The organism is Microtetraspora sp. NBRC 16547, from assembly GCF_030268965.1.
Lineage (GTDB): Bacteria > Actinomycetota > Actinomycetes > Streptosporangiales > Streptosporangiaceae > Microtetraspora.
In genome coordinates this window covers 29,050-41,745 of record NZ_BSSE01000008.1, presented here as the reverse complement: position 1 = coordinate 41,745, position 12,696 = coordinate 29,050, and the positions used below count along the sequence as shown (strand labels likewise).

The following is a 12,696-nucleotide window of genomic DNA, read 5'->3' as shown; positions in this document are numbered from 1 at the left end:
CCTAACGTAACGGACATGCTTTCCACCACACCCCGGACCGCGCTGAACCGGGCCAAGGACCGCGCCCGCACCAACCGCGCCGACCTGCACGCCGTTCTGGACGCCGGGCTGATCTGCCATCTGGGCGTCCTGGTGGACGGGTCGCCGATGGTGATCCCCACCGGATACGGCCGGATCGGCGAGACGCTGTACGTGCACGGCTCCACCGGGGCCACCTCGCTGCGCGCCGCGCTCGCGTCGCCGGTCTGCGTGACGGTCACCCACGTGGACGGGATCGTGCTGGCCAGGTCGGCGTTCCACCACTCGGTGAACTACCGCTCGGCGATGATCTACGGCCTGGCACGGGAGGTGGAGGACCGGAGCGAGCGCCTCGACGGCCTGCGCGCGATCACCGAGCAGCTCGCCCCCGGCCAGTGGGACACGGTCCGCCCGCCCGACAAGAAGGAGCTGGCCGCGACGGCCGTTCTCGCCCTCTCGCTGTGCGAGGCGTCCGTCAAGGTACGGCAGGGCCCGCCGGTCGACGACGAGGAGGACTACGACCTGCCGATCTGGGCGGGCGTGCTGCCGTTGCGCGTCTCGTGGGGCACCCCCGAACCCGACCCCAGGCTCACCCCCGGCATCCCGGTTCCCGCGCACATCAACCGCACACCATGAGCGGTTCGTGAGTGAATCACATCACATTTGGGTTTATTTGGTGATCCGTCACTAAGCTACCGTCTCGTCATGCGCCGATGAGGAGACCTGATGTACGGGCAAACGGGCGCCTGGAGTGCCCCCGGTTATACCGAGATTCGAGAGCTGGGCACGGGGGGCGGCGGCCGGGTCGTGCTCGCCAAGCACGACGCCGACGGCATACAGGTGGCGGTCAAGTACCTTTCCGACGAGCTGCGCTCCGATCTCAACTTCGTCGGCAGGTTCCGGCACGAGGCGCACCTCCTCGCGCTCATGGAGCCCAGCCCGCACGCCGCGAGGTTCTACGAGTACATCGAGGCGCCGCTCGGCGCCGCCATCGTCATGGAGCTCGTCGACGGGGTGTCGCTGCGCGCGATGCTCCGCTCGGAGGGGCCGACCGGGCCGGAGGCCGCCCTCGCCGTGCTGAAGGGCTCGCTGCTCGGGCTGGCCGCCGCGCACTCCGTCGGGGTGGTCCATCGCGACTACAAGCCCGAGAACGTGATGGTCGAGGCCGACGGCATGAGCAAGCTGGTCGACTTCGGGATCGCCGCCCGGGCCGGCGAAGGGGTGAGCGCCTCCGGGACGCCGCCGTACATGGCCCCGGAGCAGTGGTCGGGAGGCACGGCGAGCCGGGCCACCGACGTGTACGCCGCCACCGTGGTCTTCTTCGAGTGCCTCACCGGCACCCGGCCTTTCCGGGCGCAGAACCTGCCCGCGCTCGCCCGCCAGCACCAGTCCACGCCTCCGCCGATCGAAGAGGTGCCCGTCGCGCTGCAGCAACTGATCGAGCGCGGCATGGCCAAGGACCCCGCCGATCGGCCGCCTTCGGCCGAGGCGTTCCTGCGGGAGTTGGAGGCCGTCGCCACCGAGGCGTACGGACCCACGTGGGAGGAGCGGGGACGGCGGCGTCTCGCGGCCCTCGCGGGCCTGCTGCTCCAGTTTTTCCCGCTGACCGAGGAGGCGCCCGAGGCCACCACGGCGCTCGCCGAGACACATCTCGGCGAGGGCCGGGGCAGCACATTCACCAAGGTCAGCGTCAGGATCGGCCTGGTGGCCGTCGCCCTGGCGGTGGTCGGAGGCGGCGCCGCCGCGCTGGTCGGGTCGTTCAGCGACGCCACGCCGCAGGCGGGAACGACGATCGAGACGCCGAGCGGAACGCCAGACCTCGGCATCGAGGATGACGTCGACATCGACCCGCAGACGGCCGAGCCCTCGGCGTCGCCGTCGCCAGAGCCGTCGAAACCAGCCGCCACCTCCCCCGCACCCAGCCCCACGCCGACGATCAAGAGCATCCCGCCGGTGGTCCCGACGGCGAAGCCGTCCCCGAGCAGGAAACCGACCCCCACGCGGACGCCGGTGTCGAGCCCGCGCCCCCAGCCGAGCCGGTCGACGCCGGAACCTGACCCCACGGTCGACATCGCCGACATCCCGTCGAGGCCGTCGTCCGCACCGACCCGGTCGCAGCCCCCCGCGACCACGCCGCCGGCGTCCACGCCGACGGACACCGGCCGGCCCACGGATCCCTCGACGCCCACGGACCCTCCCCGGCTGTCCTCGGAGCCCGTGCCGTCGGCCCCGATGGGGGTGTTCGCCCTCGGCCTGGTGACGACCGGCCTCGTTCCCGTCACACTTGCCGTGAAGAGGATGACAGGACGGCACCGAAGGCGGCGATAGATGGATGACGGCGGTTCCATCGCGGGGCATCGGCTGACCGGGCGCGCCCGGTCAGCCGAGGTCGGCATCTGGAGCGAGGCGATCTCCCCCGAGGGAACGCCGTCGGGAGTTCTGCGGTTCGACCCCGGGCTGGTCGCCGCACCGGCCGCCCGCGAACGGCTGGTCGCCGCGGTGACCGCCGACCGCCGCCTGTGGCAGGCCGGTCAGGGCGGCCTGCTCCCCGTCACGGACCTCGTCACCGCGCGGGGGGACATCTGGCTCATCACCGGGCGCGGGGCCATGCCCGTGCTCGCCGACCTGCTCGCCCAGGGCGGCCTGCCGCCCGGTCCCGGCGCGGTGGCGACGATCCTGACGGAGACCGCACAGGCCCTGCTCGCCCTACACGCGGCCGGGCTCGCCCACGGCGCGCTGCATCCCGGCACGATCGTGATCGCCGAGGACGGCTCGGCCGTGCTCGCCGAGCGCGGCCTGCTCGAAGCGCTCCGCGGGGAGCACGCGTCGCCGGAGCGGGACGTCGCGGCCTGGGTGACGCTCGCGCGCGGGCTCGCCGCGAGCTGGGCGGACGACCGCGCGGCCGGCGGCGGTGCCGGTACGGCCCGCCTGTTCGACAACGCCGCGGCCGCCGCCTCGGCCCACGGGCTCGCCGCCGCCCGCGACACCCTCCTCACCGGTCACGGCCTGCTCCCCCAGGGGTTCACCACCAGGGACGGGCTGCTCCGCACACTGCACCGGTGGTCGGTCTCCTCCGTCCCCACCTCTCCCGCACCCCCTGCCGCCGTGCCGGGGACGGCGCCGGCCACTGGGTCGGCCACTGGGTCGGCCATGGGCTCTGCCACTGGGGAGGCCGTGACCCTGCTGCATCTCCCGGACCCTGCGGCCCGTACGGCGCCGCCCCCGATGACAGGGCCTCCGACAGTGCCCCCAACAGGGCCCTCAATGGCAGGGCCCCCGATGACGAGTGAGTCCGCGACGGACGACGTGGTCATGCGCTTCGGACCCGGCGTGCCCACGGAGACGACGGCGGCCCAGATCTGGCGCTCCGGCGCGACCACGCACCTCGCCGCGGAGACGAACCGGAACAGCGGGCAGCGGAGGCGGGCCAGGCGCGGCGCGTGGGCCGGCTCGGTCCTGCTCGCGATGCTCCTCGCGGTGGTCATCCTGTGGCTGCGCTTCCAGCCGGCCGCCGACGTGCTCGTCCAGAAGGTGGACGTCCGTGGCCCCAAGAAGACCGTCGGCTGCGACGGCACGGCGTCGCTCGTCGGCACGGTCACGACCAACGGCGGCGGGGGCAGCATCCGCTACCTCTGGCTGCGCAGCGACGGGGTGCGGATGAAGGAGAGGGAGCAGAAGGTGCTCTCGGGGGACACCTCGGTGGAGCTTCCGCTGCGCTGGCAGGTCACGGGTTCCGGCGATTTCAAGGGCGTCGCCACGCTGCGAGTCCTTTCTCCCACGTCTTCGGGGAAGCCGCTCCAGGACAAAGCCTCGTTCTCGTATCGGTGCTGATCAGGGTGCTGATCAGCACCGGGCCACGCTGATCACGATTTGACCGCTGTTTCACAGGAACTCACAGCAACATCAGAGATGGTTGCCGATTTCCGCCAATCTCATGAAGAGTTCCGGGATTGCTAATGTGGCCCGCATGACGACGACGCCCGCCGGCTGGTACCCCGACCCGTACGGTTCTCCCCAATTGCGGTGGTGGGACGGCTCCCAGTGGACCGACGCGACGCATCCGATGGAGCAGAGCGGTTCCCAGCCGCAGGGCGGATTCCAGCAGGGCGGCTTCCAACAGCAGGGCGGTTTCCAGCCGCAGGGCGGCGACCAGTTGTGGGGGCCCTCGCCCCAGACGGCGCAGCTTCCCGTTCCCGACTTCGGGTCCCAGCCGCCGAAGTCGTCGTCGCCCTGGCCGTTGCTGCTCGGCGGGCTGGCGGTCGTCGTGGTCCTTGCCGTGGTGGCGGTCGGCGGATTGGTCTTCTTCAGGACCCAGAGCGCTGACGTGGTCGCCCGGCCCGGCACGGAGACGACGGCGCCGCCGCTCGACCACACCGTCCCACCGCAGGAGACGGAGTCGCCCCCGCCCCAGCAGCAGCTCACCGAGCTGCCGCAGCCGTCGGGCGGCCGGATCTCCGACTCGGTGACCGGGCTGTCGTACGCCTATCCCGGCCAGCAGTGGATCGTGCCGAAGGCCGCGGAGATCAACAACCCGAACAACGCGAAGATGCCGCTGTGGTCGAGCGGCTTCCAGGCCCTCTCCCAGCAGAACTTCGACGGCCGGAACGGCGACTGGGTCGCCTCGGTCTTCGCCGCGCCGCTGCCCTCGTTCTTCCCGTACAGCGGCCCGCAGGACCTGCGCAACCTCACCGGTGCGGTCCTGATCGCGTACGAGGGCGACTTCTACTCGCCCCAGCACACGCGGAAGATCCTGAGCAACAAGGCGATCAAGGTGAGCGACCGCGACGCCTGGATGACCGAGTTCGAGATGGATTTCACCGAGGAGTCCAAGCGCAACGGCTGGAAGTGGAAGACCGAGAAGGGCGTGTTCATCCTGGTGGACCGGGGTGCGGGGCAGCAGCCGGCCATGTTCTACGCCTCCGTGCCGGACAACCTCGACCAGTCCGTGCTCCAGCGTGTGGTGGACTCTCTCCAAGTGAGTTGAACGCCCTACTACCCTGGGTCTCATGACTGACCTGCTGGTCTGGATCGACTGTGAGATGACCGGGCTCGACCTCGGCCGTGACGCGCTCGTCGAGGTGGCCTGTGTCGTCACCGACGGCGAGCTGAACCAGCTTGACGATGGCGTGGACATCGTCATCAAACCCCCGCCCGAGGCGCTGGCCCAGATGTCCGAGGTGGTCCGCGAGATGCACACCGCCTCGGGCCTGCTGAGCGCGCTCCCCACCGGGGTGACGCTGGCCGAGGCGGAGACGATCGTGCTGGAGTACATCCGCTCCCACATCGGCGAGCCGAAGAAGGCGCCGCTGTGCGGCAACTCGATCGCCACGGACCGTTCGTTCATCGCCAGGGACATGCCGCTCGTGGACGGCTTCCTCCACTACCGCATGATCGACGTCTCCTCGATCAAGGAGCTGGCCCGCCGCTGGTACCCCCGGGCCTACTTCGCCTCCCCCGAGAAGCAGGGCGGCCACCGGGCGCTCGCGGACATCACCGAGAGCATCCGGGAGCTGCGCTACTACCGCGCGGCCGTCTTCGTCCCCCAGCCCGGCCCCGACACGGCCACCGCACGCGAGGTCGCGGAGGCCATCTCCACCGGCTGACCGGTCCGCACGCCGGCTCCGGGAGCGACAAATCGGTGAACGGCGCGCGGCGCGACATGACGACTCCGAAATACCGCTACACTTTTCTCGTACGCCGCCGAGTGCGGCGGACATGGTGGGTGTAGCTCAGCTGGCAGAGCGCCAGGTTGTGGTCCTGGATGTCGTGGGTTCAAGTCCCATCACTCACCCGGGAAGACGGCCGGTCCGAAAGGACCGGCCGTCTGCTTTTGTGGCGCGGCCACGAGAATGATCCACAAAACATGACCTACGCGCGTTATGCTCGCTCTCGACCGCTACGCCGGACGCGCGGGGGGCCTCGGCGATCTTGAGTCTGCCCGGGAGGCCAGATGAGAGTCGACGACCGCACCCCCCAGACGAGCCTGAGCAAACGCGAGGCCGAGGTCATGGACCTGATCGCCGTGGGCCACTCCAACGGGGAGATCGCACAGCGCCTCTTCCTCAGCGAGAAGACGGTCAAGAACCACGTCAACCGCATCTACGCCAAGCTCGGGGTCGAGTCGCGGACCGCGGCGATCGGCCGCTGGCGCGACTCGACCAGCGAGTGAGGGCCCGCCCGCTCACCTCGGGGCCAGGATCTCCCTGAGGCGGTCCAGGCCGTACTCCAGCTCGTCCGGCTGAACCGACAGCGCCGGGCGGAGCCGTACCGACCGCTCTCCGGACGGGAGGACCAGCACGCCGGACTCGCCCTCGTCACGCAGCCGCGCGATCACATCCGCCCGGTCGGGCACGTCGAAGGCGCACATGAGGCCGCGGCCGCGGGCGTTGGTGACCAGTCCCTCGGCTTCCAGCGTCTGGAGCCCGGACAGCAGCTTCTCTCCCAGGATCGCCGCCCTGGGGATCAGCTCGTCGCGTTCGATGATCTCCAGCATCCGGCGCGAGCGGACCATGTCCACCAGCCCGCCGCCCCAGGTGGAGTTGATCCGGCCGCTGACGTTGAAGACGTTGTCGGGAACCAGGTCCACCCTGCGGCCGGCCATCACCCCGCCCACCTGGACCTTCTTGGCGAAGACCACGACGTCGGGCGCCAGGCCGAGTTGCTGGTACGCCCAGGCGGTGCCGGTCAGCCCGACGCCCGTCTGGACCTCGTCCACGACGAAAAGCGCGTCGTTCTCGTGGCAGAGCGCCTGCATCGCCTGAAGGAACTCGGCGCGCATGTGGTTGTCTCCGCCCTCGCCCTGGACGGGTTCCGCGATGAAGCAGGCGATGTCGTGGGGGTTGCGGGCGAACGCGTCCCGCGCCTGCGCGAGGGCGCGCTCCTCGGCCTCCTCGACGTCGCCGAGGTGGATCGCGGGCACGTCGATCCGCGGCCAGGGGAACTTGGGGAAGCGGTCCGTCTTCACCGGGTCGGTGTTGGTGAGGGAGAGCGTGTAGCCGCTGCGGCCGTGGAAGGCACGGGTGAGGTGGAGGACCTTGGTGCCGAGGCCGGGGTGACGGCCATGGGCCTCATTCCAGCGGCTCTTCCAGTCGAAGGCGCACTTCAGGGCGTTCTCGACGGCGAGTGCGCCGCCCTCGACGAAGAACAGGTGCGGCAGGTCGGGGTCGCCGAGCACCCGGTGGAAGGTCTCGGTGAACTCCGCGAGGTGGGTGGTGTAGAGGTCGGGGTTGGCGGGCTTGTTCGCGGCCACGCGCGCGAGCAGGGCCATGAACGAGGGGTCGTCGGCGAAGGGGTTCATCCCCAGCGGCGACGAGGCGAAGAACGTGTAGAAGTCGAGATACCTCCGGCCGTCGCGCGCATCGACCAGCCAGGAGCCCGCGCTCCTGTCCAGATCGAGGACCAGCCGGAAGCCGTCGACGAGCAGGTGCCGGGCAAGGACATCGTGCACGGCGTTCGGGTCCATGTCGCCTCCACATTGAGCCGGGACAACACGATTCCCTCACAAGCGGTGTCAAATGTGAAGACTTTCCCGCCGTCTGACCGTCCTGGAGAACGTTTTACTACCACCTTGCTACAGCGCACGGAGGAAGCGCGCGGCGACCGGCACCGCCGCGTTGCGCCCGGTGCCGCCATGCTTCACGAACACGGCGAACGCGAGGTCGCCCTGATAGCCGATGAACCACGCGTGGTCCGGGCCGCCCTGCCAGTCCTCGGCGGTGCCGGTCTTTCCGGAGACGCCGTCGGGCAGCTCCGACCCGGCCGCGGTCCCCTCGGTCGTCACCGCGCTCATCAGCGCGCGCAGCCCGGTCACCGCCTCGCCGCTCAGCGGCACGCTCGCGGGCTGGGCGTGCCCCTCGATCCGCTCCGCCGTATCGGCGGGGAGCACCCGCGGCGGGCGCCAGGCGCCGCTCTGCACCGCCGCCGCGACCGTCGCCATGCACAGCGGGCTCGCCTCCACCGTGCCCTGCCCGAACGAGTCCTCCGCGAGCGCGTCCGGGTTCTCGGGCCGCTTGAGGCTGCCGCAGGTCCCCCCGACGCCGGTGGCGAGGCGGGTGCCGAAGCCGAAGGCCGCCGTCTGGTCCATCAGCCTGTCGGCGCTCAGGAGCTGGACCGAGAGCTGCGCGAACGTGGTGTTGCACGACAGCGCGTACGCCTGCCGGAGCGTGACGCTGCCGTGGTCCTTGCGCTGGTAGTTGTCGATGGTCCGCCCGTTCGGGATCGTGTAGGTCGCTGGGCAGGGCACCTGCGAGTCGGCGGTCAGTCCGGCGCTCAGCAGGGCGGCGGCGGTGACCGTCTTGAAGGTGGAGCCGGGCGCGTAGGTGCTGCGGAACGCCCCTTCGCCGCCCAGCCTGTCAGCGACCGCGAGCACCTCCCCGGTGGACGGCCGCACCGCGACGAGCGCGGCCGGCTGTTCGACCGGGTCCAGCGCCCGGGCGGCGGCCGCCTGCGTGAACGACTCGATCGTGGTCCGGGTCCCCTCCGGCTCGGACACGTCCTTCTCCAACAGGACCCGCTCCGGCTGCTGGGGGTTCCTGGCCATGATGGTCCACCCCACCTTCGTCCCGGACGGCGGCTGCGGAATCCTCGTCCCGAGCTCCGAGAGGTACTGCTCGGCGTAGCTCTCGTGCGGGAACGGGTGTCCCTCCTTGGTGAGGAACCGCGCGTCGGCCACCGGCTTGTCGACCCGGATCAGCTCGCCGCCCTCCGCCAGGGCGGGGTGCATCACGGCCGGGGTCCACAGGACCTTCCAGGTGAGATCCCGTACGGCCAGGCGCAGCGTCGAGGTGAAGTCCCAGGTCCCGCCGTATCCGGCGATCTTCCGTGAACCGGTGAAGCGGACCTCGGCCGTGTCCTCGCCGGTCATGGTGAGCTTGCCCGGCGTGAGCCGTACGAGCCGGGCGGCGAGCGCGTCGTCGAGCTGGCGGTGCTGGTCGGCGAAGCCGGCGGGCGGCTCGTCCACGAGCTCGCGCATCGACTCGTAGTCGCCGGTCGCCCAGTCGCTCAGGTAGGTGGCGGCCGTCTCCTTCGGCGTGCCCTCGACCTGCCGCTCCTCCTGGGGCGGCGACGGCGAGGGCACGAACACGAGCTCCGACGGTCTGCCGGCCCTGGTCTCGCCCCTCCCCGAAAGGAAGAGACCGGTGACGCTCGTGACGATGATGGTGACGACCAGCCCCACGAGGGCGACCAGCGCTCGTCTGCGCATACGGTTTCTCCTGGGGGGGTCGGAGTGCTCCCCCCGATATACCACGCATAGGGGGCAAAAGGTTGAGAGAACCGGTACAGGGCCGCTATCCGGTGACGTACGGCGAGGTGGAGCTCCTACGGGACCTCGACCGGCCCGACGGGTGGATGCTCGTGATGAGCGGCGTCGCCCAGTCGTACGTGGACCTGGCTGATCCGACCTATCTCGACTTCGACTACGTCCGGCTGATGGCGGAGGTGATCGACTGCCTCCCCGAGGGGCCGCTCGACACCGTGCACGTCGGCGGCGGGGCGTGCACGCTCCCCCGGTACCTCGCGGCGACGCGGCCGGGCTCCCGGCACATCGTGATCGAGCCGGACGCCGGGCTGGTCCAGCTCGTCCGCGAGCAGCTCAGGCTGAAGTCGGTGCCCCGGCTGAAGGTGCGTGTCCTGGACGGGCGTGCGGCCGCCTCCGGGCTGGACGACGCGTCGGCGGATCTGTTCCTCCTCGACGCGTTCTCCGGCGCCGTCATGCCGGCCGAGCTGGCCACCGCGGAGTACATGGCCGAGGTGGCGCGGATCCTCCGGCCGGACGGCACCCTGCTGATCAACGTGGCGGACGGCAAGGGCCTGCCGTTCGCCAGGCGGTTGCTCGCCACCGTGCTCGGCGCGTTCCGCCACGTCGTGCTGCTGGCCGAGCCCGGCATCCTGCGCGGGCGGCGCTTCGGGAACCTGATCGTGGCGGCGTCACGGGCGGAGCTGCCCGTCGGCCCGCTCACCCGACGGGCCGCGGGCGGCCTCACCCAGGCCCGCTGCCTGTACGGGAAGGAGCTGACGAACTTCGTCGCCGGCGCCGCCCCCATCCGGGACGGCGAGCCGGTCGTCACGCCCGTGCCGCCGCCCGGACTCTTCGATTGACGATCAGCTCGCTCCGTGGGCGGTCACGATCCCGTCGATGCGGGCGGCCAGCGTGTGGTCGAGTTCGGTCAGGCCGCCCGCGTCGTGGGTGGTGAGCGCGAGGTGCAGGGTGCGCCACCTGATGTCGATGTCGGGATGGTGGTTCATCGCCTCCGCCTCCTCCGCGATCGCGTCGACGATCGCGATGGCCGTACGGAAGTCGGGGGCGGTCACGGTCCTGCGGATCGTGTCGCCGTCGGTCTGCCATTCACTTGACTCACGCATGCCCCCAGGACATCACGAACCGGGAGCGACGCGCTATTTGGGGGACTAGGTTGGCGGCATGTGGGATCTTCGTCGGGAACTGTGCGAGTACGGCCGGAGAGCCGCCGACCTCGGCCTGGTCATCGGGACGTCCGGCAACCTCAGCGTCCGGGAGGGCGACCTGGTCGCGGTCACCCCCTCCGGTGTGGCCCTCGACCGGCTCAGGCCGGAGGACTGCCCGGTCGTGGACATGAAGGGCCTCCTCGTCGAGGGCGACGTGCGGCCGTCGTCGGAGACCCCCATGCACCTGGCCGTGTACGCCTCGACCGACGCGCGGGCGATCGTGCACACCCACTCGGTCTTCGCGACCGTGGTGGCGACGACCGCGACCGAGCTGCCGCCGATCCATTACAACGCCCTGCTCCTCGGCGGGGCGGTCCGCGTCGCCCCCTACGCGACGTACGGCACGCCGGAGCTGGCGGAGAACGTGCGCGCGGCGCTGGTGGGGAAGCAGGCCGCGCTGCTCGCCAACCACGGCGGGGTCACCATCGGCCCGACCCTGGAGAAGGCGTTCGAGGCGACCCGCCTGCTGGAGTGGCTGTGCGAGGTCTACGTGCGCGCGCTCGGCGTCGGCACCCCCACCGTCCTCACCGACGAGCAGCTCGCGGCCGTGGTCGAGCGCGCGTTCAGCCCGGGATGACCGTACGGCGGGCCAGGCCAAGGGGAAGGCCGCCGCTCCCGGCGATCTCGTCGTGGAACTTGCGCAGGTCGCCGGCGTAGTCGTCCCGGATCCGCCGGATCTCCAGCGCCCCGGTGAGGTACGACGGCGCCTGGGTCGGCCAGGCGCAGTATCGGTTGACCTCGCCCTTGGCGGTGCCCGGCGACAGCGACGCCTTGGTCGCCATGAACGTCTCGGCCTCCTCGATCGTCATGTCGCCGCAGTGCAGGGCGGTGTCCACGACGATCCGGGCGGCGCGGAAGATCCGGCAGTCCAGGTGGGCCAGCTCGGTCGCCGGGGTGTCGAAGTACCCCTGCTCGTGCAGCACGCCCTCGACGTACAGCGCCCAGCCCTCGGTGAAATAGGGCGTGCGGAAGATCTTGCGCACCTTCCTCGGGTTGGCCGCCATCCAGCTCAGATGCCAGTGGTGCCCCGGGTACGCCTCGTGGACGGCGATCGACGGCATCTGCGCCCGGCAGTTGGTGCGCAGGCGCTGGCGTACCTGCTCGGGGGTGAAGCCGTCCGGCGTGTACGGCACGAAGAAGACGCCGGCCCTGGACGCGCTGAGCGGCGGCGGCGCCAGATAGTTGGCCACCGCAAGGATGGGCCGCTGGAACTCCGGCGACGGGAGGACCTGGCACTCCTCCCCCTCGGGGAAGGTCACCAGGCCACGGTCGCGGACGAAGTCGCGGGCGCGCAGCGTCTCCGCTTCGTATTCGGCGCGCATGTCCGCGAGGGTCTCGGGGTGGTCGTCCATGAGGAACTCCATCGCGGCCCGCCAGTCCGCGCCCCACTCGCCGGAGCCGACGCGCGGGGCGACCTCGCGCATCCGCGCGTCGATCTCGTCCCAGGCCTGACGTCCCTTCTCGTGCAGCTCGGCCGCGCCGTACCCGAGCAGCTCCCGCTCGCGCAGCAGCGTGGAGTAGAGCTCCTCCCCCATGCGCCAGGTCCCGCCCGCGGTGAAGCCCTCAAGGAAGGTGACGAACGCGTCGAACGCGGCCGCGGCGGGCTCGGCGGCCGCCGCCAGCCGCGCGCGCAGGACGGGGTCGGCGACCTCGCCGGGAACCGTCTCGGTGAGGAAGCGCCGGGCCGTACGCGCCTGGTTCAGGCCTCGGGTGACGAGCAGGTCGGCGGCGAGGTCCGGGTCGAGGTTGTGGCGGCAGGCGTCGAGCACGGCGGGCACCTCGGCGAGTCGCGCGACCGCGTTCTCGACCAGCTCTGCCTCCGGCTTCAGCCGCTGCTGGAATGGTGTGAACATGGAGCCGAAGATCGCCCCGAGGTAGGGCGCGGGGTCGCGCCGCCACTCCGGCCACCGTGCGCTCGCCACCGCCCCGCGCAGATGGGAGACGACGAGGTCGCGGTCGATCTCGTCGTCCACGGTCCGGTCTTGCATGGTCCGGTCTTGCACAGTCCGGTCTTGCGCGGTCGCGGTCGGCTCGGCGGAGAGGCGTTCCAGCCAGCGCTCCGCCGCGCGCTCCCTGGCCGTGAACCCGGCCTCGCTGAAGTCGCCGAGCGTGTGGTCGTACCCGTCCGCTCCGAGCAGGGCTGCCCGGACCGGGTTTTCGGTGAAGTACCAGCCGATGAAGTCATCCAGCAGCGTCATGCTCAAGGACTCTATC

At 71.0% G+C, this 12,696-nt stretch carries 12 protein-coding genes and 1 tRNA gene; 9 read left to right on the top strand and 4 right to left on the bottom strand.

The window, feature by feature from the left end; genetic code table 11:
• The first annotated feature begins 15 nt into the window (after window positions 1-15).
• The 7 genes from QSK17_RS13875 (at window position 16) to QSK17_RS13845 (ending at window position 6,187) form a co-directional block, all read left to right on the top strand.
• On the top strand, window positions 16-654 hold the full coding sequence (locus QSK17_RS13875) for a pyridoxamine 5'-phosphate oxidase family protein (RefSeq protein WP_285705098.1): 639 nt from the start codon (window positions 16-18) through the stop codon (window positions 652-654).
• 90 nt (window positions 655-744) lie between these two features.
• Complete coding sequence (locus QSK17_RS13870; RefSeq protein ID WP_285705097.1) at window positions 745-2,346, top strand: serine/threonine-protein kinase; 1,602 nt, start codon at window positions 745-747, stop codon at window positions 2,344-2,346.
• Window positions 2,347-3,849, top strand: coding sequence for a protein kinase family protein (locus QSK17_RS13865; protein ID WP_285705096.1), 1,503 nt, complete (start codon window positions 2,347-2,349; stop codon window positions 3,847-3,849).
• A gap of 136 nt (window positions 3,850-3,985) precedes the next feature.
• Window positions 3,986-5,002, top strand: coding sequence for a DUF2510 domain-containing protein (locus QSK17_RS13860; protein WP_285705095.1), 1,017 nt, complete (start codon window positions 3,986-3,988; stop codon window positions 5,000-5,002).
• Window positions 5,003-5,024: 22 nt separating this feature from the next.
• Entirely contained in the window at window positions 5,025-5,621 is a 597-nt protein-coding gene (orn, locus tag QSK17_RS13855; RefSeq protein ID WP_285705094.1) for an oligoribonuclease, read from the top strand.
• 115 nt (window positions 5,622-5,736) lie between these two features.
• Window positions 5,737-5,809, top strand: a tRNA-His gene (locus QSK17_RS13850).
• Window positions 5,810-5,968: 159 nt separating this feature from the next.
• Window positions 5,969-6,187, top strand: coding sequence for a helix-turn-helix domain-containing protein (locus QSK17_RS13845; protein ID WP_285705093.1), 219 nt, complete (start codon window positions 5,969-5,971; stop codon window positions 6,185-6,187).
• 12 nt (window positions 6,188-6,199) lie between these two features.
• On the opposite strand, the gene lat is transcribed toward QSK17_RS13845, so the two are convergent.
• Window positions 6,200-7,480 (bottom strand): L-lysine 6-transaminase, encoded by a 1,281-nt coding sequence (gene lat, locus QSK17_RS13840; protein ID WP_285705092.1) that lies wholly within the window; start codon window positions 7,478-7,480, stop codon window positions 6,200-6,202.
• Window positions 7,481-7,588: 108 nt separating this feature from the next.
• Window positions 7,589-9,220 (bottom strand): penicillin-binding transpeptidase domain-containing protein, encoded by a 1,632-nt coding sequence (locus QSK17_RS13835; protein ID WP_285705091.1) that lies wholly within the window; start codon window positions 9,218-9,220, stop codon window positions 7,589-7,591.
• Window positions 9,221-9,282: 62 nt separating this feature from the next.
• Between QSK17_RS13835 and QSK17_RS13830 the strand changes: the two genes are divergently transcribed.
• A complete protein-coding gene (locus tag QSK17_RS13830) occupies window positions 9,283-10,116 on the top strand; it encodes a spermidine synthase (RefSeq protein ID WP_285705090.1) in 834 nt (277 codons plus the stop codon).
• 3 nt (window positions 10,117-10,119) lie between these two features.
• Here the strand turns inward: QSK17_RS13830 and QSK17_RS13825 are convergent, their stop codons facing one another.
• Window positions 10,120-10,380 (bottom strand): 4a-hydroxytetrahydrobiopterin dehydratase, encoded by a 261-nt coding sequence (locus tag QSK17_RS13825; protein WP_285705089.1) that lies wholly within the window; start codon window positions 10,378-10,380, stop codon window positions 10,120-10,122.
• A gap of 58 nt (window positions 10,381-10,438) precedes the next feature.
• Here QSK17_RS13825 and QSK17_RS13820 point away from each other — a divergent pair, with 58 nt between their 5' ends.
• Window positions 10,439-11,059, top strand: a complete 621-nt coding sequence (locus QSK17_RS13820) for a class II aldolase/adducin family protein (protein ID WP_285705088.1) — start codon at window positions 10,439-10,441, stop codon at window positions 11,057-11,059.
• Here QSK17_RS13820 and QSK17_RS13815 read toward each other — a convergent pair.
• Window positions 11,046-12,680 (bottom strand): DUF885 domain-containing protein, encoded by a 1,635-nt coding sequence (locus tag QSK17_RS13815; RefSeq protein ID WP_285705087.1) that lies wholly within the window; start codon window positions 12,678-12,680, stop codon window positions 11,046-11,048. The genes QSK17_RS13820 and QSK17_RS13815 overlap by 14 nt on opposite strands.
• Window positions 12,681-12,696 lie beyond the last annotated feature (16 nt).